Annotated in this window: 18 protein-coding genes, 2 tRNA genes, 1 rRNA gene and 1 pseudogene; 19 read left to right on the top strand and 3 right to left on the bottom strand. The window is 32.4% G+C overall.

Annotation, left to right across the window (positions count from 1 at the left end; genetic code table 11):
- Window positions 1–107: ribosomal RNA gene (gene rrf, locus ACFFGA_RS09485) — 5S ribosomal RNA — on the top strand.
- A gap of 115 nt (window positions 108–222) precedes the next feature.
- Entirely contained in the window at window positions 223–2,658 is a 2,436-nt protein-coding gene (locus ACFFGA_RS09480) for a helix-turn-helix domain-containing protein (RefSeq protein ID WP_386063000.1), read from the top strand.
- A 38-nt stretch (window positions 2,659–2,696) separates the two neighbouring features.
- Here ACFFGA_RS09480 and ACFFGA_RS09475 read toward each other — a convergent pair whose 3' ends face one another.
- A complete protein-coding gene (locus ACFFGA_RS09475) occupies window positions 2,697–3,290 on the bottom strand; it encodes a hypothetical protein (RefSeq protein WP_386062997.1) in 594 nt (197 codons plus the stop codon).
- Between the two features lie 258 nt (window positions 3,291–3,548).
- On the bottom strand, window positions 3,549–4,691 hold the full coding sequence (locus ACFFGA_RS09470; protein ID WP_386062994.1) for an acyl-CoA dehydrogenase: 1,143 nt from the start codon (window positions 4,689–4,691) through the stop codon (window positions 3,549–3,551).
- Window positions 4,692–4,782: 91 nt separating this feature from the next.
- Here ACFFGA_RS09470 and ACFFGA_RS09465 point away from each other — a divergent pair, with 91 nt between their 5' ends.
- From ACFFGA_RS09465 to ACFFGA_RS09385, 17 genes and pseudogenes are all read left to right on the top strand, one after another.
- Window positions 4,783–5,850: an anhydro-N-acetylmuramic acid kinase gene (locus ACFFGA_RS09465; protein WP_386062991.1), complete on the top strand. Its 1,068-nt coding sequence runs from the start codon at window positions 4,783–4,785 to the stop codon at window positions 5,848–5,850.
- Between the two features lie 74 nt (window positions 5,851–5,924).
- Window positions 5,925–7,151: a Glu/Leu/Phe/Val dehydrogenase dimerization domain-containing protein gene (locus ACFFGA_RS09460; protein WP_386063009.1), complete on the top strand. Its 1,227-nt coding sequence runs from the start codon at window positions 5,925–5,927 to the stop codon at window positions 7,149–7,151.
- Between the two features lie 12 nt (window positions 7,152–7,163).
- Window positions 7,164–8,555, top strand: coding sequence for a sodium:proton antiporter NhaD (nhaD, locus tag ACFFGA_RS09455; RefSeq protein ID WP_386062988.1), 1,392 nt, complete (start codon window positions 7,164–7,166; stop codon window positions 8,553–8,555).
- 63 nt (window positions 8,556–8,618) lie between these two features.
- On the top strand, window positions 8,619–9,314 hold the full coding sequence (locus ACFFGA_RS09450) for a MotA/TolQ/ExbB proton channel family protein (RefSeq protein WP_386062985.1): 696 nt from the start codon (window positions 8,619–8,621) through the stop codon (window positions 9,312–9,314).
- A gap of 1 nt (window position 9,315) precedes the next feature.
- Window positions 9,316–9,708, top strand: a complete 393-nt coding sequence (locus tag ACFFGA_RS09445) for an ExbD/TolR family protein (RefSeq protein WP_386062983.1) — start codon at window positions 9,316–9,318, stop codon at window positions 9,706–9,708.
- Between the two features lie 73 nt (window positions 9,709–9,781).
- Window positions 9,782–10,630: an energy transducer TonB gene (locus ACFFGA_RS09440; protein WP_386062980.1), complete on the top strand. Its 849-nt coding sequence runs from the start codon at window positions 9,782–9,784 to the stop codon at window positions 10,628–10,630.
- Between the two features lie 3 nt (window positions 10,631–10,633).
- On the top strand, window positions 10,634–11,851 hold the full coding sequence (locus ACFFGA_RS09435; RefSeq protein ID WP_386062977.1) for a bifunctional folylpolyglutamate synthase/dihydrofolate synthase: 1,218 nt from the start codon (window positions 10,634–10,636) through the stop codon (window positions 11,849–11,851).
- 63 nt (window positions 11,852–11,914) lie between these two features.
- Window positions 11,915–11,989 (top strand) — tRNA-Val (locus tag ACFFGA_RS09430).
- Between the two features lie 196 nt (window positions 11,990–12,185).
- Window positions 12,186–12,260, top strand: a tRNA-Val gene (locus ACFFGA_RS09425).
- Between the two features lie 165 nt (window positions 12,261–12,425).
- Window positions 12,426–13,517, top strand: coding sequence for a sensor histidine kinase (locus ACFFGA_RS09420; RefSeq protein WP_386062974.1), 1,092 nt, complete (start codon window positions 12,426–12,428; stop codon window positions 13,515–13,517).
- Window positions 13,518–13,525: 8 nt separating this feature from the next.
- A complete protein-coding gene (locus ACFFGA_RS09415; RefSeq protein ID WP_386062971.1) occupies window positions 13,526–14,851 on the top strand; it encodes a sigma-54-dependent transcriptional regulator in 1,326 nt (441 codons plus the stop codon).
- 187 nt (window positions 14,852–15,038) lie between these two features.
- Entirely contained in the window at window positions 15,039–15,215 is a 177-nt protein-coding gene (locus ACFFGA_RS09410; RefSeq protein ID WP_386062968.1) for a hypothetical protein, read from the top strand.
- A 295-nt stretch (window positions 15,216–15,510) separates the two neighbouring features.
- Window positions 15,511–16,815, top strand: a pseudogene (locus ACFFGA_RS09405) (Glu/Leu/Phe/Val family dehydrogenase).
- Window positions 16,816–16,835: 20 nt separating this feature from the next.
- Complete coding sequence (locus tag ACFFGA_RS09400) at window positions 16,836–17,255, top strand: GreA/GreB family elongation factor (protein ID WP_386062965.1); 420 nt, start codon at window positions 16,836–16,838, stop codon at window positions 17,253–17,255.
- An 11-nt stretch (window positions 17,256–17,266) separates the two neighbouring features.
- Window positions 17,267–17,683, top strand: a complete 417-nt coding sequence (locus tag ACFFGA_RS09395; RefSeq protein ID WP_386062963.1) for a hypothetical protein — start codon at window positions 17,267–17,269, stop codon at window positions 17,681–17,683.
- Between the two features lie 98 nt (window positions 17,684–17,781).
- Window positions 17,782–18,090 carry a hypothetical protein gene (locus ACFFGA_RS09390; protein ID WP_386062960.1) on the top strand — a complete coding sequence of 103 codons (309 nt, stop codon included), beginning with the start codon at window positions 17,782–17,784 and terminating at the stop codon, window positions 18,088–18,090.
- Between the two features lie 176 nt (window positions 18,091–18,266).
- Window positions 18,267–19,097 carry a universal stress protein gene (locus tag ACFFGA_RS09385; RefSeq protein ID WP_386062955.1) on the top strand — a complete coding sequence of 277 codons (831 nt, stop codon included), beginning with the start codon at window positions 18,267–18,269 and terminating at the stop codon, window positions 19,095–19,097.
- A 20-nt stretch (window positions 19,098–19,117) separates the two neighbouring features.
- Here the strand turns inward: ACFFGA_RS09385 and ACFFGA_RS09380 are convergent, their stop codons facing one another.
- Window positions 19,118–20,401 (bottom strand): UDP-N-acetylmuramoyl-tripeptide--D-alanyl-D-alanine ligase, encoded by a 1,284-nt coding sequence (locus ACFFGA_RS09380; protein ID WP_386062952.1) that lies wholly within the window; start codon window positions 20,399–20,401, stop codon window positions 19,118–19,120.
- Between the last annotated feature and the right edge of the window lie 64 nt (window positions 20,402–20,465).

Raw genomic sequence — 20,465 nt, 5'->3', positions numbered from 1 at the left:
AGGTGGTTATAGCGACGGGGCTCACCTCTTACCATTCCGAACAGAGTAGTTAAGCCCGTTTGCGCCGATGGTACTGCTTTCTGTGGGAGAGTAGGTCGCCGCCTTTTTTGAAAACCCTTACTAGTTAACTAGTAAGGGTTTTTTGTTTATAGATGCTTTTGAAAAATTGACTTTTCTAAATTAATAATTTACCCCTATGTTTGTATTTATATATGTTATTCAATGGATAATAAAGAACTTGAATTAGCTTGGAATTTTGTTAACTACACAAGCAGGAATATTTTTTTAACAGGAAAAGCCGGTACAGGTAAGACTACATTTCTACATAAGTTAAAATTTCAGTCTCAAAAGCGAATGGTGGTTGTTGCACCAACTGGTGTTGCAGCTATTAATGCTAAAGGGGTTACCGTACATTCTTTTTTTCAACTGCCTTTTGGGCCTATTTTGCCTAATGATGATTTAGGCTCTTCTTCAAATTTTAATAGACGATTTAATAAAACTAAAATCAATATAATTAAATCTTTAGACCTTTTAATTATAGATGAGATTAGTATGGTTAGAGCAGATTTGCTGGATGGGATTGATAAGACATTGAGACGTTATAAAAATAGAGATTTAGTTTTTGGCGGCGTACAGGTTTTAATGATTGGTGATTTACAACAATTATCTCCCGTGATTAAAGAAAATGAATGGCAATTACTACAACCATTCTATAAAAATGTATTTTTCTTTAGTAGTCAAGCCTATAAAAATTGCAACCCATTAACAATAGAACTAAAACGCATTTATAGGCAAGAAACTCCTTTATTTATAGATATACTAAATGAAATTCGAAATAATAAATTAAGTATTGAATCCGCAAAAGAATTGAATAAAAGATACCTTCCTGATTTTACACCTAGTAAAGATGAGGGCTATATATCATTGACTACGCACAATAATAAAGCCAGAGAATCTAACAAACAGGAACTTGAGAAGTTAGAAGGAAAAGAACATATCTATAAAGCACGTATAGAAGGTAATTTTCCTGAACATTCATATCCGAACAAAGATGAGTTAAAACTAAAAGTAGGAGCACAGGTCATGTTTATTAAAAATGATAGTTCTCCAGAGAAAAGATATTTTAATGGAAAGATTGGTAAAGTCATTTTGTTAGAAAAAGACGAAGTGATTGTAAAATGTCCTGATGACGATTTTAATATTGTTACAAAATTGGAAACTTGGGAAAATATAAAATATACTTTAGACTCCCAAACCAAAGCAATCACCGAAGATAAAATTGGGAGTTATTCTCAAATCCCTTTGCGTTTGGCTTGGTCTATTACTATTCATAAAAGTCAAGGATTAACTTTTGATAAAGCCATCATTGATGCTCAAGGCGCATTTGCCCATGGACAAACTTATGTCGCATTAAGTCGCTGTAAATCTTTAGAAGGCTTAGTTTTAAAAAGTAAAATTGAGCCCAATCAGATTATTAGCGATAAGAATGTGATTGAGTTCAATAAAAATGCCGAAGCGAATCAACCTAACGAAGAAATTTTACAACACTCTAAGCAAGAATTTCAACTTAACCTAATTTCTGAAGTTTTTGATTTTTATAAATTCCTACATCCTGTCGATCGAATTCTAGATATCTATTATAAAAACAGAGGTAGTGTAGAAGGCTCTATTGATCAACCGATGATTATAATTAAGGAGAGTACTACTAATTTACTTAAAGTCAGCAATAATTTTAAGTCTCAGTTAAGAAACCTAGTTGATAATAAGGAACTTCCTGAAACAAATAATGCTTTACAAGAAAGATTCAAAAAAGCTATTAATTATTTTAATGAGCAGACAAAAGCAACTGTTGAAAAGTCTTTAAGGGATTTAAGTTTTTCTACTGATAACAAAGCGATACAGAAGGATATTGAAAAACAACTAGATACTTTAGAAGAATTACTAGAGGCCAAGTTATCCTATTTTCAAGGTTTAAAAAGTGGTTTTAAAGTTGATGAGTTTTTATCATTAAGAGCAAAATCAGTTTTTTTAGGAAAAGAAAAGCCGAAAAAGCAGCGTAAAACTATTATTGAGGGTACAGCAAATGTAGAACTCTTTGAATCACTCAGAGAACTTAGAAATCAAATTGCTAAACGCGAAGATTTAGTTCATTTTCAAATTTTCACACAAAAATCACTTTATGCTATGTGTGAATTGCTACCAACAACGAAGCTAGAATTGAAAGCAATTCATGGTATGGGTAAAACTAGAATTGAAAAGTATGGCTCTGAAATATTAAATGTAATTATTAATTATTGTAACGAAAATGATATTGAAACGAGTAACAATCTCGCAGTTTTTGAAGAATTAAAGCCTAAGAAGCAAAAAAGAGATACAAAGAAAATATCCTTAGAATTATTTAAATCAGGGAAATCAATAGATCAAATTGCATTAGAACGTGAATTAAATTCAACTACTATTTTTGGACATTTAGCTAGCTTTATAGATTCGGGAGATGTTAAAATTACAGATTTAATGTCTAAGAATAATTATTCAGAATTAAAGACAATCATTCCAACGAAAACCTTTGAAAATCTTTCAGATTTAAAACATCAACTCGATGAGAAATATTCTTATGGCGAATTGAGACTAGTATTACAAGAGTTTAAAAGGAACTAAAGGAATTTTAAGAACTTTAGCTGCTGTTTTAAGAACATTTAATCTCCTATAATTTCTCGTGGTTTGACTCTTATGTTTCCTGCAACATGGACAGGAACAGATTCTATAAGGGTAGCATAATAATAAGCAATGAAATTAAATTCTATGTCTATAAATTCATTATCGATTATTTTAACAATTGTTAATTCTCCACCACCTTGAATACTTGTGTCATACCAATTAGATTCGTACGTTTCTGGGTTGACTGATTCAAAAATTCCCTGAAATGCTAGTGATTCAGTTGGATATAATGTGTTAGGACCAATAGGATAAGTAGCGCCTTCTACAAGAGGAATAAGTTCATTGTAGTTAAAAGTTGAAGGAATAGGTGCTATAAAACCAATCGAAAAATGTTGTGGATTGTAATCGTGAATATTAATATCAAAATACAGAAGATCTTCGGTTCCAAAATAACCATAGTCTGCTTGAATATTAGCATTATAAGCAAGATCTGTTATGCCATCTGCACTAACGTTTACTCCATAAGGCATTCCTTCTGGTGCATCAGATGTTTCATCTTTTGAACATGATGTTACTAATAAAAATAATATTGTGATACATAACATAAAGGGGTTAACTGATTTTGTTTTCATTTTATACACTTTTAAATTTTACATTGATTTTATAATATGTATTTGTTTGTAAAATTATCTTGAAAATGAAAATATGAATATCACATATGTGTCAAAGGATATCACATATGTAACATGGCTTAATTTATCAATGGTTTTTATGTTTTGAAGTATTTTTTTTAGTGTCACATTGATTTTTAATAATATATTTTGTATTAAAAAACCCATCAAATACGTAGATGGGTTGATTTATAATTATATGTAATAGTTGTAATTTTTTTATCCTCTTATAACACCTCTAGATATTACAATTTTTTGAATTTCCGAAGTCCCTTCATATATCTGAGTAATTTTTGCATCACGCATTAAACGTTCTACATGGTATTCTTTTACAAATCCATTACCTCCATGTATTTGAACGGCTTCAACAGTTTGTTCCATAGCAACTTTACTTGCATATAGTTTTGCCATGGCACTAGACATGTCGTAATTATTGCCTTGATCCTTATCCCATGCTGCTTTCATAACTAACATTCTAGCAGCTTCAATTTCTGTATGCATATCAGCTAACTTAAAAGCAATAGCTTGGTGATTACAAATTTCAGTTCCAAATGCTTTTCGCTCTTTTGAATATTTTAAAGCCAATTCATAGGCTCCTGCTGCAATACCTAGAGCTTGAGATGCAATACCAATTCGCCCGCCAGAAAGCGTTTTCATGGCAAATTTAAACCCAAAACCATCTTCACCAATTCTATTTTCTTTAGGCACTTTCACATCATTAAACTGAAGCGTATGAGTATCACTACCTCTAATACCTAATTTATCTTCTTTTGGCCCAATATCAAAACCTGGCATTCCTTTTTCAACAATAAAAGCATTAATACCTTTATGACCTTTTTCTCTATCAGTTTGTGCAATTACTAAATAAACATCGCTACGACCTCCATTTGTAATCCAGTTTTTTGTGCCATTAATTACATAATGATCTCCCATGTCAATGGCAGTAGTTTTTTGTGATGTAGCATCACTGCCAGCTTCTGGCTCACTTAAACAAAACGCACCAATGCTTTCGCCAGTAGCTAATTTGGTCAAATATTTTTGTTTTTGTTCTTCGGTACCATAAGCTTCAAGACCATAACAAACCAATGAATTATTTACAGATACCATTACAGAAGCAGAAGCATCAATTTTAGATAATTCTTCCATAATTAGTACATAAGAAATAGCATCCATACCACTTCCGCCATATTTTGGATCTACCATAATACCCATAAAACCTAAGTCACCCATTTTACGAACTAATTCGTCTGGAAATGTTTGTGCATTATCACGTTCAATAACACCAGGAAGTAATTCGGTTTGTGCAAAATCGCGAGCTGCATCGCGAATCATTATATGCTCTTCTGTTAAGCTAAAGTCCATAAAATTTTGTAATTATTGATTTCTTAAAAAATTCACGCAAAGATAACTGTTTCTTGTGGTATTTTCAATAAGTAATATTATTTTTACTAATATGATAAAATCTATATATAAAGTCGTAGGAGTTATGTCTGGTACATCATTAGATGGTATAGATATAGTATATGCAACTTATAGTTTTGATGAAAAATGGAAATTTAATATTCATAACACAATAACGTTTCCATATTCTGAGCGATGGAAAAAAATGTTGAGTGATTTGCCAAAAGAGTCTCTAGAGTTTCTTCATAATTTTGATGAAGATTATTCAGCATTTTTAGCTGACCAAATTAGAATATTTATTGATGCTAATAAGATAGTTGATATAGATTTTATTTCGTCGCATGGTCATACAGCTTTACATCAACCAGAAAATAAATTAACCTACCAAATAGGTAATCGTCAAATTCTAGCGAATATATTAAATCAAAAGGTAATTTGCGATTTTAGAGTACAGGACGTAGAGTATGGTGGGCAAGGAGCACCTTTAGTGCCAATTGGTGATCGATTGCTATTTGGAGAATACGATTTTTGTTTAAATTTAGGAGGCTTTGCTAATATTTCATTTGAAACAAATTCTAATAGAATTGCTTATGATATCTGCCCTGTAAATATTGTTTTGAATCATTATGTGTCTCAATTAAACCTTGAATATGATGATAAGGGAAGTTTAGCTTCTAAAGGAATTATTAATGAAGAATTATTGACGCAACTTAACAAACTTGAGTTTTACAAAGCAGAGCCACCAAAATCCTTAGGTTTAGAATGGGTGAAAGCTAATATCATACCTTTAATTGATGGTATTAATCTTCAAACTGAGGACATACTTAGAACCTTTGTAGAACACATTGCTGTTCAAATTTCAAAAACTATAAGCGAAAACGATAAAAGTGTTTTAGTTACAGGTGGTGGTGCTTACAACGACTTCTTAATAAGGCGAATTATTGATTTGTCAAAAGCAGATATTGTTATACCAACTAAAGAAATCATAGAGTTTAAGGAAGCCTTGGTTTTTGGGCTATTAGGAATTTTAAAAGATAGAAACGAGGTTAATTGTTTAAAAAGCGTTACAGGAGCAAATAAGAACCATTCATCAGGTAAAATTTTAATTCCAAATACATAAAATTAATATTTAATTCACTTTTTAGGGAGTAGAGTTTTTTATATTTGTTACAACTAACTAATTAAGATAAATTGATAAAGGAATTACTTCAGAAGTACGAAAATAAATCTCCAGAAATTGTTTTTCATTGGAATGACCCTGAAACAGATGCTCAAGGTTGGACTGTCATCAACTCCTTAAGAGGAGGAGCAGCAGGTGGAGGAACACGAATGCGAAAAGGACTAGACAAAAACGAAGTTTTGTCACTAGCAAAAACGATGGAAGTAAAATTTACCGTTTCAGGACCTGCAATAGGAGGTGCTAAATCTGGTATAAATTTCGATCCACAAGACCCAAGAAAAAAAGGTGTATTAGAACGTTGGTACGCAGCTGTGTCTCCATTACTAAAAAGTTATTATGGAACAGGCGGTGACCTAAACGTTGATGAAATCCATGAGGTTATCCCTATTACTGAAGAAAGTGGTGTTTGGCATCCTCAAGAGGGAGTTTTTGAAGGTCATTTTAGACCAACTCAAGCAGATAAAATTAATAGAATTGGCCAATTACGACATGGTGTTATTAAGGTTATAGAAAACCCAAAATATTCACCAGATGTAAGTAGAAAGTACACTGTGGCTGATATGATTACTGGTTATGGTGTTGCTATTGCGGCTAAACATTTTTATAATCTTAACGACGACTCCATAAAAGGAAAGCGCGTTGTTGTGCAAGGTTTTGGTAATGTAGGTGCAGCAGCCGCGTTTTATTTTGCACAAATGGGTGCTAAAATAGTTGGTATTATTGACAGGGTTGGCGGATTAATAAACGCTGAAGGTTTTTCATTTAAGGAAATCACGGATTTATATCTTAATAAAAACGGAAACACTTTAGTTGCAGAAAACCTTATTCCTTTCAACGAAATCAATGAGCAGATATGGTCGTTACAAACTGAGGTTTTTGCACCTTGTGCAGCTTCTAGGTTGATTACAAAAAATCAAATTGATCAAATGATTAGCACTGGATTAGAGGTTATTACCTGTGGTGCTAATGTGCCATTTGCTGATAAAGAAATCTTTTTTGGTCCTATAATGGAGCATACCGATCAAAAAGTAAGTTTAATACCAGATTTTATTTCAAATTGTGGTATGGCAAGGGTCTTTGCGTATTTTATGGAACGTAGAGTACAAATGACAGACGAAGCTATATTTAAAGACACTTCTAAAGTCATTAGAAAAGCATTAAAGGAAGTGCATAAAAAAAATTCAACTAAAGTAGGTGTAAGCGAAACAGCTTTTGAAATTGCACTTACACAACTAATATAAATTACCGATACTATGACAACAGTTATAATTCTTGTATTTGTTTTTGGTTATTTGGCGATAACCTTAGAACACAATATTAAAATCGATAAATTAATTCCGGCATTGGTGATGATGGCTATAAGTTGGGCATTAATTTCTCTTGGTATAGACGATTTTACTCAGTGGTTCGATTCTGCCAAGCATAGTTTAATGGAAGGCTTTGGTTTGCTTCCGCATGAAGAAAAAATGCATCTCATGGAAGAAACCCTTTTGCATCATTTAGGTAAAACAGCAGAAATATTGGTGTTTCTATTAGGTGCTATGACTATTGTTGAGATTATTGATTATTTCGATGGCTTTTCTACCATTAAATCAGTAGTTAATTTTAATAGTAGAAAGAAACTATTATGGATGTTTTGTATTCTTGCTTTTATTTTATCAGCTATTATAGATAATCTTACTGCGACTATAGTATTGATTTCAATTTTACAGAAAATAGTTAAAGACAGAGATGTAAGGATATGGTATGCAGGTATGATTATTATTGCAGCAAACGCAGGTGGTGCATGGTCTCCAATTGGTGATGTTACTACAACTATGCTTTGGATTGGCGACAAAGTTTCTACAGGAAAACTATTTATGTATCTTTTTATTCCATCACTTTTATGTATGGTAGTGCCAACATTTATTGCGTCTTACCTTAAGCCGTTTAAAGGAACTTTAGAATTGCAAGAAGCAGATGATAAACCAAAAAACAAGTTTAGCTCTACAATGCTATTTTTAGGATTGGGTGCCATTGTTTTTGTACCTTTCTTTAAGCTTATTACGCATTTACCACCTTATGTTGGTATGATGCTTTCACTTGGTGTTGTGGCTATATTTGCTGAAATATATAGTAATTCTAAATTTGCTATTTCTGCAGCGGATTCCGATGAGCACGATGCGCACGCCAGTCACAGTCCTGTGCATTATTCGTTATCTAAGATTGAATTACCAAGTATATTATTTTTCTTAGGAATTTTAATGGCAGTTGCGGCTCTAGAATCTTTAGGAATTCTCTTTGGCTTTGCAAATTCATTACAGGAAACCATGCCAATGTTAGGTACGGAGTTCCACCATGAAGGAGTATCAGATTTAGTGGTTTTATTGCTAGGTGTTGGTTCTGCTGTTATTGATAATGTGCCTTTAGTTGCGGCTAGTTTAGGAATGTTTTCTGAGCCAATGGATAACGAATTATGGCATTTTATAGCTTATTCTGCAGGTACAGGTGGAAGTATGCTAATTATAGGTTCCGCAGCTGGAGTAGTTGCTATGGGAATGGAAAAAATAGACTTTTTCTGGTACTTAAAAAAGATATCTTGGTTAGCGCTTATTGGTTTTATAGTAGGTGCTGCAGCATTTATGGTAACAAGATCGGTGTTCTAAACATACTTAAGTATAAAACTTAGCGTTATTAAAAGAAGAAATTAAAATTAAAACGATTTATATATGATATTACTAAGTAATATTCAAGATGGAGCAGAGGTTTTAACTGATGGTGAATCGGTTGAAAAAACTCTTTCGATTATAGAATTAATTACAAGTGGAGGTACTGCAGGAATGGTTATTATTCTTATTCTCTTTTTACTTCTTATTGTAGCAACTTACATTTATTTCGAACGCATTTTTGCTATTAAATCTGCATCTAAGGTAGATTCTAATTTTATGAATCAAATAAAGGATCATGTTAGCAATGGTAAAATTGATTCTGCACAGATGTTATGTGCGCAACAAAATTCTCCTGTGTCTCGCTTAATTGCAAAAGGAATCACAAGAATTGGTAAGCCTTTAGAAGATATTAATACTGCCATTGAAAATGCTGGCAGACTAGAAGTTTACGGTCTGGAAAAAAATGTTAGTGTATTGGCAACAATCTCTGGTGTGGCTCCTATGATTGGTTTCTTAGGTACTGTGGTAGGTATGATTCTTTCAATTTTCGAATTGGCTAATGCTGGCGGAACTATTCAAATGGATGTTTTAGCAAGCGGCCTCTATACAGCTATGACAACTACCGTAGGTGGACTTGTTGTTGGTATTATAGCTTATGTAGCTTATAACCATGTTGTAGTTAGAACCAACAAAGTAGTGCACCAAATGGAAGCTAACTCTATTGAATTTTTAGATCACTTAAACGAACCTATCTAATATGAATATTAGAGGACGAAATAAAGTAACACCAGAATTCAATATGGCTTCAATGACCGATATTGTATTCTTGTTACTCATCTTTTTTATGATTGCTTCGACTTTGGTAACAACTAATGCTATTGATATTATTCTACCAAAAGCAAGTGGGAAGACGGAAAACAAAAAGTCAACAGCAGTAAGTATAAAAGCGGATTTAACATATTATATAGACCAAAAACGTGTTGGTGAAAGTGTTTTAGAAAGTCAATTGGTTTCTATATTATCTAAACAAGAAGAGCCAACAATAGTTTTAAGAGCAGAGAAATCCGTTCCTGTTGAGAATGTTGTTAAGGTTATGGATATTGCCAATAGAAATAAATTCAAAGTCATATTAGCAGTGAAGCCAAATTAAACGGCATCATTTTTGAAAGTAACTTAGCAACCCATAAGGTTTCAAAAACCTGACAGGTTTAAAACGAATTAAGGTGAAATATTTAGAGACCAAACATGAGCGTAATTCAGCAAGAATCACAGCATTAATTGCTCTGATACTACTTTTGCTGTTATTTGTAGTTGGGCCTCAGTATTTAGACCCACCAGAAGAGTATGGAGTGGCTGTTAACTTCGGAACTACAGACTTTGGAAGTGGCAACAAGCCTTTAAGTGAACCTAGGAAAGCTGTCGAAGAAAAAGTTGTAGAGGAGTCTCAACCTCAAGAAACAATATCTGAACCTACCGAAGCAACAACAAAAGCAGAAGAAGTTATTACACAAGAATCTGCAGAGTCTATTGCTATTAAAAAACAAAAAGAAGCCGAAGCAAAAGCCAAAGCTGAAGCAGATCGTATAGCGCGCGAAAAACGTGAAGCAGAAGAGCGCGAACGTCGCGAAAAAGAAGAGAAAACAAAAAGATTAGATGACCTTATAGGTGGTGTTAAAGATTCTGATGGAAAGGACGACGGAGGAGAAGGTCCAGATAATCAAGGTGGAAACAAAGGACAACTCGATGGAGATCCTTATGCTCCTAGTTACTTTGGTGGTTCAGGACCAGGAAAAGGTGGTGTTGGCTATGGCTTAGGTGGTAGAGGAAAACCTTCAAGACAAATCTATAAGCAAGAGTGTAATGAATATGGTTTGGTTGTTGTTAAAATTGAAGTAAATCAACAAGGTAAAGTTGTAAAAGCTGAACCAGGTATACGAGGAACAACAAATACACATCCTTGTTTATTAGAACCTGCAAAAAAAATAGCACTTTCTCACAAATGGCCAGCAGATCCAGACGCTCCAGCACGACAAATAGGCTTTGTGAGTATTAACTTTGATGTTGGGCAATAGCTTATGAATTATCAAGATACGGTCAATTGGATGTTTCAACAACTACCAATGTATCAAAGCAAAGGCAAATCTGCATTTAAAAAGGATTTAAACAATACAATTCAACTTTCTAGGCATTTAGACGAACCACATAAACGGTTTAAAACCATTCATGTTGGTGGCACTAATGGAAAGGGCTCAACGAGCCATATGTTAGCTTCAATACTACAGGAAGCAGGTTATAAAGTGGGTTTATACACATCGCCACATTTAAAGGATTTTAGAGAGCGCATACGCATTAACGGTAAAGTCGTTAGCAAACAATTTGTTATTGGTTTTATAAAGAGAAATAAGGCTTTTTTAGAAGCTAACAGCTTATCTTTTTTTGAAATGACTGTAGGCATGGCATTCGATTATTTTGAGAAACAAAAGGTTGATATTGCTGTTGTTGAAGTTGGCTTAGGTGGTCGATTAGATTCTACTAATATCATTACACCAGAATTATCTATTATCACAAATATTGGTTTTGACCATACGCAGTTTTTAGGAGATACACTAAAACAAATTGCGAGTGAAAAGGCTGGCATTATTAAGGATAACATACCAGTAGTTGTTGGTGAAACCCATCCTGAAACAGAAACGGTTTTTAAGCAAAAGGCAAGTTCTACAAATTCTGAAATACATTTTGCAGACCAATCTGTAAATGACATATTAGAAAGCGATTTAAAAGGATTATATCAAACACACAATATTAAAACTGTGATTAAATCTATAGAACTTTTAAAAAGTTCAGGGTATAAAATTTCTGAATCGCAGCTTAGAAATGGACTTTTGAATGTTGTAAAAAACACAAACCTTCAAGGCCGTTGGCAGGTTTTAGGAACACAGCCGAAAATTATTTGCGATACTGCTCATAATAAAGAAGGTCTTACTTATGTAATGAAACAGTTAAAGGAAGAAAGATTTAAAAACTTGCATATTGTATTTGGTGTAGTAAATGATAAAGATTTAAAACCAATTTTTCCAATACTTCCAAAGAACGCTAAGTACTATTTTTGTAAACCTAATGTGCCAAGAGGCTTAAGTGAAGATGAATTAAGAATTAAATTCAGTAAAAATGGGTTAATAGGCAAAGCTTATAAAAGTGTTGAAGAGGCCTTAAATGCAGCTAAATCAAAGGCTAATAAAGATGATTTAATTTATGTTGGAGGCAGCACTTTTGTAGTTGCAGAAATAATTTAACTTTTTTCAAAAAAATCTTTTGAGATTTTAAAAACTAGTCTATATTTGCAGTCCTAATAATTAGGGCGCGTAGCTCAGTTGGTTCAGAGCACTTGGTTTACACCCAAGGGGTCAGGGGTTCGAATCCCTTCGCGCCCACATCAATCACAATTCCGATTTGATTTTTTCAAATCGGAATTTTTGTTTCAAAATAGTACTGAGCGAAGCTCAAAGCATTATTTTGAAGCAAAAATTCTAAGATATGCAATTGCATATCGGAATTGTAATTGCATTAGAGGTTTCGCAAAGGGAATTTTAATCCCTTTTCAACGAAGCTCAAAGTATTTTCATAAATGGGTCATTAACTCAGTTGGTTTAGAGTGTTACCTTGACAGGGTAGAAGTCGCCAGTTCGAATCTGGCATGACCCACAGCTTTTCAATCTTCTTAAAAAATTCTTCAGTTTAATATCCAATTTATTTATCATTAAACATTAAAAGGTTTATTTTTTATATTAATTTACAAATTTGAGTTGTATATTTTAAATAATATATAAAATTCTGATTTCATTTTCCATATGATTAATTGCTTTGAATATGAATACTACTGAAGCGGCACTACAAGAGAGAATAAAGGAACTGACATGCCTTTATGAAATATCATCTATCATAAGCAATGCTCATGTGGAATTAATTGAAGATTCTTTAAGGGCAATTGCTTTTAGTTTAAAAAATGCATTTCAATATTCTAATATTACAGAGGTTGTAATTAAGACGGAGCATATTACAGTTACAACTAAAGAAAAGCCGATAAATGCAAACTCAATAGATTCTGAAATAAAATTGTTTAATGAAGTAAAAGGAAAAATAAGTGCCTATTTAAGTGTGCCTAAAAATAATTCGGTTGCCTTTTTAAAAGAAGAACAATTGCTACTAGATAATGTAGCTCTTAAAGTTGGGAATTTTTTAGAACGAATAGAAATAGAGAAAAATGAAGCATTATTAAAACAACAAATGGAACGAGCAGATCGGTTAGCTATTTTAGGTGAAATAACTGCAGGAATAGCCCATGAACTCAATACTCCTTTAGCCAATATTTTAGGTTTTGCAGAACTGCTTAAGAGTGATTTAGGAGTCAATAATAAATCATTAAATGATATAGATAAGATAATTAGCAATGCTATTTTTTCTAGAGAAGTTGTTAAAAAATTAATGTTTTTTGCTTGTGAGATGCCACAAGAAATGAAACGGATTAATCTTGTTCCTCACATAAAAAATGCGATTAACCTACTAGACGCTACTTTTAAAAAGGAACAGGTAAAGTATATTATTAAAATTGATGCAGAAGAGATTTGGTTACGGGCAGATCCGATTCAGTTAACACAGATAATTTTTAATTTATTAATTAATGCAATTTACTTTTCGCCCAAGGAAGGTTTGGTAACAATAGAAGCTTACAAAACAAAAAATGATATCGTTCTTAAAATATCTGATGAGGGTAAAGGGTTTACAGTAGATGATTTAGATAAGGTGTTTCAACCTTTTTTTACCACAAAACCAATAGGCGATGGCTCAGGTTTAGGACTGAGCGTCGTGCATGGCATTGTAGCATCACATAAGGGCACAATAACAGCAGAAAATAACATTAAAAAAGGCGCTATATTTACAGTAACGCTTCCTAACGCTTAATTTTAGCTATGTTATTACGTAAAGAAAATATACTTATTGTTGATGATGACGTCAATATTCTTGAACTCTTACAACGGCATTTGCAATCATGGAACTATCATACATTTAAAGCCATTTCAGTAAAGGAAGCGGTTGCTATTTTAAGAGATACCAAAATAGACCTACTAATTACTGATTTAAAAATGCCAGAAGTTGATGGTTTTGAACTCATAAAATTTGTTTCAGAACACTATCCTAAATTGCCCAAACTAGTCGTTACTGGTTATCCTTCGGTTCAAGAATCATTGGAAGCGATTAAATCTGGAGTAGTTGATTATTTAACAAAGCCTTTTACAAAAGATGAATTAAAATCTGCATTAGATAAGACTTTAATTAATTCTGAAGAAGTAGAGCAATCTAAAAGTTCTTTTGATGAAAAAAATAAAGTTTATGGTGAAATCATCGGAAGTTCAGTAAAAATAAATGAAGTTATTCAAATTATTGAACGTGTAAAAGATAATAAGGCAACCGTATTTATAAAAGGCGAAAGTGGTACAGGTAAAGAGTTGGTTGCTCGTGCCATTCACTATCAAGGTAAGTTTTCCAGAGCGCCATTTATTGCAGTAAATTGTGGTGGTATTCCAGAAAATCTTTTAGAAGCGGAGTTGTTTGGTTATGTAAAAGGTGCATTTACAGGAGCAGAAACAAATAGGGAAGGCTTTTTTCAAGCAGCAAATGGAGGTACAATATTTTTAGATGAAATAGGAAACGCTTCATTAGCAGTGCAATCTCGCTTGTTGCGTGTGCTTCAAGAAAAAGAAGTTGTTAAGGTTGGTGCAACTAAAGCCGAAAAAATTGATGTTCGTATTATAGCAGCAACAAATAGTAATTTACTAGAAATGATACAAAAACAGACTTTTAGAGAAGATTTGTTTTATCGTTTGACAGTAGTGGAAATAAATGTTGCGCCATTACGAGAACGAAAGGATGATATTCCTCTATTGGTCGATAAATTTCTATTTAAATACGGAATAGAATATAAAGATCGATTTGTGAAAATTACACCTGATGCCTTAACTATTCTAGAACGATACGATTGGCCAGGAAACATAAGGGAATTAGAAAACATTATACAACGCGCAGTGATTATGTGCGATAAAACTGTAGATGTTACGCATTTGCCAGAGCATTTAAAGTATGTGATATCTTATTCGACAGAAACTTTAGTTCCACTCAAAGTTGTTGAAAAACAATATATCGAAAAAGTACTAAGAGCTACCGGAAATAATAAAACCAAAGCTGCAGAAATTCTTCAAATAGACCGAAAAACCATTCGCCAAAAACTTTCAGAATAGCCATATTCAACTGAGACATTTATTCCCAATCGGGTAATTATGTACCACTAATAATTTACTAATGACTCAACTGTAATAATGAAAATCCCTTTACTTATAAGGGTTTTAATCATTTGTGCAAACTCTTAGAATTGTTTTGGCACATGCATTGCCCTTTGGTAGGTGTATAACATTAATACATTTTAATATGAATCACTTTAATATTTGTCCGAGTTGTATACATCGCGATGAATGTGTGTTAACAGAACAAAAAGATAAAGTTTGGTCTTGTAGCGAGTTTGATGAAGAGCTACCAAACAAATGCAATTTTGAAACAATAAAAAGACCAGAACAACCTAAAAAAGAAATCTTACAATTAGTTTAATTATTTAAATACTACAGATTATGATTTTTAAGACAATACTATCAGAAATAAAAGAGAGAATTTATAAAATAAAAAAGTCTAACTCAAAAACAGCTAGACATCAATATATAATAGATAGATACAACGAAAGATCTATTACCAATAGATATTTTAAAAAACAATTTTAAACGGATTAATAAATCAAGAAAAACAATAGGTAAACTAAGACTTTATACCCAAAGAACTAGTCAATATTATAGTTTTTCAACCAAAAAAAGATATAGTAAAAAGAACCACAAATTGAAATTAATTATAAATGGCAACAATAACAGCAGAATTAAAAAAGAAGACTAAAGAAGTGCCTATTAGAGGCATGATGGATAACGTCATGGAGCAGTTTAATAGTGCTGCAGACCAGATTAACTTACATCCAAACATTAAAAAGATATTAAGCATTACTAATAATGAGATTATTGTCAATTTTCCTGTATAAATGGATAATGGAGATGTAGAGATATTTACTGGTTATAGAGTGCAACACAATAATGCTTTAGGCCCTTATAAAGGAGGGTTGCGATACCATCCAACAGTAGATATCGATGCGGCTAGAGCCTTAGCAATGTGGATGACCTGGAAAACATCTTTGGCAGGATTGCCTTATGGTGGAGGAAAAGGAGGTATTCAATTAGATCCATCAAAATATTCAAAAGGAGAATTAGAACGTATTACAAGGCGTTTTACGTTTGCTTTGGCAGACAATATAGGTCCAGAGCATGACATTCCTGCTCCAGATGTTAACACCAATAGTCAAACAATGGCTTGGATGGCAGATACATATATGAGTACACGTCCACCAGCAGAACGTACAGCCAACCAACATGTTGTAACAGGTAAGCCAGATGGAAGTGGTGGATTGGAAGGTAGAGACCGAGCTACAGGTTATGGTGTTTATCTTACCATTAAATTTTGGGCAGAAAAGAACCAAATGAGTCTTGAAGATAAAAAATATATCGTTCAGGGATTTGGTAATGTTGGGTATTGGGCTGCACATTTTTTAGAAAAAGATGGTGCAAAACTAGTTGCTGTACAAGATGCTTCAGGAAGTATAGAAAACCAAAACGGTATTGGAGTTGAAGATTTGTTTAATTACACCAAGGCAAATAAAGGAAATCTATACGGATTTCCGAATGCTGATGTTTTAGATAATGACAGTTTCTTTGCAACAGATTGCGATATCTGTATACCTGCTGCATTAGGTAATCAAATCACTAAAGAAAATGCACCTCTTATAAAGGCAAGACTTATTGCAGAAGGTGCAAATGGTCCAACAAATGTAGAAGGCGAAAAAATCCTTTTAGAACGAGGCATCACAATTATCCCAGATATCCTTTGTAACTCAGGAGGTGTAATAGGTAGTTATTTTGAGTGGTTGCAAAACCGAAATGGTGAGTTGTGGCAATTGGATGAAGTTATAGCTAAACTAGATAAGAAGCTCAAAGAATCTTTTAATAAGGTTTATAACTATGCAGAGCGTGAAACTATAGATATGCGCACTGCTGCTTATTGCATTGCTATTGAGCGCATAGAAAAAGCTTATGTACAAAGGGGAATATTTCCATAAAACATTAAAAATATACAATCATGAAATACGGAAGTTTAATATTGGAAAAGAAAGAATATGTTTATCTAAAGCGTATTCTTAATATATCTGGCTACGCAGAAGACCATGAAACGCAGAAGTGTTTAATGAATTTATCTGAAGAGCTAAAAACAGCTCATATTGTAGATGAAGGCGATGTGCCTATGGATGTTATTAGATTTAATAGTATGGTCACATTAGTTTTGGAAAGTGGAATTGAGAAGCAGTTACAGGTTGTAATTCCTATGGAGAAAGATGTAAAGCAAAACAAAATTTCTATTCTCACACCTATGGGATCAGCTTTAATTGGTTATTCAAAAGGCGATACAATATTATGGGATTTTCCAACCGGAAAACAAAAGATAAAAATTATTGATGTGGCTCAGAAAGAAACTTTTAGTGATGCTGGTTTAGTAACATAAAATTAGATAACATGACAACTTTAAATACAGAAATATACAATCATGATACAAATGTAGATGTAACTCATAAAATCAATACGATGGAGTTAGATAACTGGATCAATCATTTAAAATATATAAGAAAAGAATTGGCAAATCTAATAGCAATATCTAGTAAAGACCTAAAAAATAAATTATGCGATGATAGTGTAGTTGAACGTTTTCGAAAAAAAGAATCTGAAAATGAAATACTATTGAATGCACTTTTAAAATACTCTAACTCGAGGTCTAATATAGCGGAATGTGAAGACACTCAGTGTGATATGACTTACATAACCGAACATGAAAGTTATAGAAGAAGCTACCTTTATCATTTGGATAAATATAGACGTTTGAAAGATGAATTTTTTAACAAGGTTCAGGGGAAATTTAGATTATTAAAAAACTAATTAATCACTAATATTTTTTGAGTACAGTCTTAATACATAAAGTTAATGCTCATAGGAGACTTTGCATTAAAAAAGATTTAAGGGAAGTTGATATGTGGATGGAGATCATCGAGAGCTCTAACGAGGAATTCAATTATTTCAGCACCATAGAAAACCAACTAATTAAGAACGTTTCAGTTGCAAATAATATCAAGGCTATGCGAAGAAAGAATATTCTAATGATGGCTGCATTATGTAAATATGAACAGGAACTGAAAACTGAATACGATTACGGTAAGGTGGATTATGATGAAAATAGGTTGAAACATCATGAGAAAAAACGGGAACTTTTTCTGCAGTTTACAGATGAGTATAAAAAATTTAAAATAGCTTTTTTAAACATACTCAAGACGTATAGAAGAAGCTAAGCTTGAGATAAAAATTAAACCTACTTAGGTACACAAAATCATGGTTGGTTAATAGTAATTAGTTAATTAATAGCAAGTTAGTTATTGTTGTTTTAGATTTTGTGTATTTCTAACCGCAAAGATGATTGACTTTGCGGTTAGCCTAAGTAATAAATAATAAATAAAATTTTTGTACGGTGAAAAAAATATTAATTCCAACGGATTTCTCACAAAATAGTTGCCAGACTGTAGATTATATTACCAGGCTTTTCAAAAATGAGAATTGTGAGTTTTATTTTCTTAATACTTATGTATATGAAGCATCCGATTTAAATGCTATTGAAATGCTTCAAGCCGATGATGACTGGTTTGAAAAACCTAAAGCAGATTCTTTAGAGCAACTAGGAAAATTAGTATCGCATTATACGTTACAACCCAATAATCAAAGACATTCATTTTATGCTATTTCAGAAGGTGTAAGTTTGGAAGAAGGTATAAAAAAAAATATTGATAAGATTGGCATAGATATGGTTGTGTTAACCAGTATGGGTTCAAACTCAATAAAACCATCGACCAAAGACATATTAGAAAAAATAAGGTCTTGTCCAATTTTAATTGTGCCACCACATGCTACAGCCTCCAATGGGATTAATTTAACAATCGCAACAGATATTCAAGAAAAAATAAATACCAGTGAAATAGAACAATTCATAAAAACCTTAGAAAATACCAACACAGAGATTAATGTTTTAGTGTTAAAAGAACAAAATACACTTTCAACTAAAGCAAAAGATAACCTAGAAAACTTACTTGAAAAACTAAAGCACTTTTCAAATAATACGATTGGATTGGAATTTGTGAAGCCTACTTGTAGATTATCAGAATATGCTGTTTCTCACACTAATGAAATAATGTGTTTGGTAGATAAAAAGCCAGATTTATTTAGGAAAATAGGCTTAGTAAAATCGAAGATTCTTTCAAAGCTAAAAAAAATTAATACAAGCACTGTATTGACAGTTCATCAATAAATTAACTGACTTGTAGTTTATTATTGAATAAAATCCAGAATTCGTTCTAAAGCCATACCTCTAGAACCTTTGATTAATAAGGTAGCGTTTTCTAACTCCAAGTTTTTTAATTCAGGTTTTAAATCTTCAAAAGTTGAAAATTTAAGAATTGATGAGTTTGTGTTGGTTTTATAAAAATTCTTTCCAATCAAATAAACATTCTTGTCAAAATTAGATGCTATAAAATTGACAATCTCCTGATGTTCCATCTCAGCTTCTGGTCCCAATTCAAACATATCACCGAGAAATAAGTACTTGTTCACAGAGTTAAGTTGCTTTAAGTTTTTTAGGGCAGCAAGCATACTTGTTGGGTTTGCGTTATAGGCATCTAATATTATCTCAATTGTACCTTTTTGTATAATTTCAGAACGGTTGTTATTTGGTTGGTAATTTTCAATAGCGTTTTTAATATTTTCAGCGGTAACTTTAAATTGTTGACCTATAGCTACTGCCACAGCAATATTACCATAGTTGTAATCTCCTATAAGTTTGCTGTTAATTTTAATACCTTCGTATTTTAAAGAAACAAAAGGGTTGGCATTGATAAACTCAACTTTACAGTCGTTATTATTGTTTCTGCCAAAAGTACTGACCTTAGGATAATCTCCGATTTGATTTAATTGCTTTTGGTCATCAGAATTAATGAAAATCGTTTTTTTATGCCGTTTTAAATAATCATATAGCTCTGATTTTCCTTTAATAACACCTTCAATACTTCCAAAACCTTCTAAATGTGCTTTTCCAAAATTGGTAATTAAACCATAATCTGGTTGAGCTATATTACATAAAAACTCTATCTCTTTTTGATGATTAGCTCCCATTTCTACAATACCAAATTCTAAATCTTTGGTAAAAGAAAGCAAGGTTAATGGAACTCCTATATGATTGTTTAAGTTGCCTTTTGTGGCCTTTACATTATAAGTAGAAGATAAAACCGAATGAATAAGTTCTTTTGTTGTGGTCTTTCCGTTACTTCCAGTTAAGGAGATGATTGGGATGCCTATACTTTTTCTATGGAAAGTAGCTAACGCCTGCAACGTTGATAGAACATCATCTACTAAAATGCAATTACTGTTAATAACAGCATCTTTGTTATCTACAACACAATACTTAGCACCAGCTTCAAGGGCTTTGCTAGCAAACTTGTTACCATCAAAATTATCACCTTTTAGGGCAAAATAAATACAGTCTTTTGGGAGTTTTCTTGTGTCTGTAGATACAATACTACATTCCGTAAATTTTTGATACAACGATTCTATATTCATAGGTCTAAAAATAAAAAAGTCCTGATGAATTTATCAGGACTTTTTTAAATATTATTTTAACGTT

The sequence above is a fragment of the Winogradskyella pulchriflava genome (assembly GCF_042434315.1).
GTDB lineage: Bacteria > Bacteroidota > Bacteroidia > Flavobacteriales > Flavobacteriaceae > Winogradskyella > Winogradskyella pulchriflava.
The sequence above is the reverse complement of the archived record's forward strand: the minus strand, read 5'-3'. Positions and strand labels throughout refer to the sequence as shown.

Coding starts and splice junctions, on each gene's coding strand:
- ACFFGA_RS09480 (WP_386063000.1), top strand. CDS start 223: ATGGATAATAAAGAACTTGAATTAGCTTGGAATTTTGTTAACTACACA.
- ACFFGA_RS09380 (WP_386062952.1), bottom strand. CDS start 20,401: ATGAATATAGAATCGTTGTATCAAAAATTTACGGAATGTAGTATTGTA.
- ACFFGA_RS09450 (WP_386062985.1), top strand. CDS start 8,619: ATGATATTACTAAGTAATATTCAAGATGGAGCAGAGGTTTTAACTGAT.
- nhaD (WP_386062988.1), top strand. CDS start 7,164: ATGACAACAGTTATAATTCTTGTATTTGTTTTTGGTTATTTGGCGATA.
- ACFFGA_RS09475 (WP_386062997.1), bottom strand. CDS start 3,290: ATGAAAACAAAATCAGTTAACCCCTTTATGTTATGTATCACAATATTA.
- ACFFGA_RS09465 (WP_386062991.1), top strand. CDS start 4,783: ATGATAAAATCTATATATAAAGTCGTAGGAGTTATGTCTGGTACATCA.
- ACFFGA_RS09435 (WP_386062977.1), top strand. CDS start 10,634: ATGAATTATCAAGATACGGTCAATTGGATGTTTCAACAACTACCAATG.
- ACFFGA_RS09420 (WP_386062974.1), top strand. CDS start 12,426: ATGAATACTACTGAAGCGGCACTACAAGAGAGAATAAAGGAACTGACA.
- ACFFGA_RS09445 (WP_386062983.1), top strand. CDS start 9,316: ATGAATATTAGAGGACGAAATAAAGTAACACCAGAATTCAATATGGCT.
- ACFFGA_RS09400 (WP_386062965.1), top strand. CDS start 16,836: ATGAAATACGGAAGTTTAATATTGGAAAAGAAAGAATATGTTTATCTA.
- ACFFGA_RS09470 (WP_386062994.1), bottom strand. CDS start 4,691: ATGGACTTTAGCTTAACAGAAGAGCATATAATGATTCGCGATGCAGCT.
- ACFFGA_RS09410 (WP_386062968.1), top strand. CDS start 15,039: ATGAATCACTTTAATATTTGTCCGAGTTGTATACATCGCGATGAATGT.
- ACFFGA_RS09395 (WP_386062963.1), top strand. CDS start 17,267: ATGACAACTTTAAATACAGAAATATACAATCATGATACAAATGTAGAT.
- ACFFGA_RS09415 (WP_386062971.1), top strand. CDS start 13,526: ATGTTATTACGTAAAGAAAATATACTTATTGTTGATGATGACGTCAAT.
- ACFFGA_RS09390 (WP_386062960.1), top strand. CDS start 17,782: ATGGAGATCATCGAGAGCTCTAACGAGGAATTCAATTATTTCAGCACC.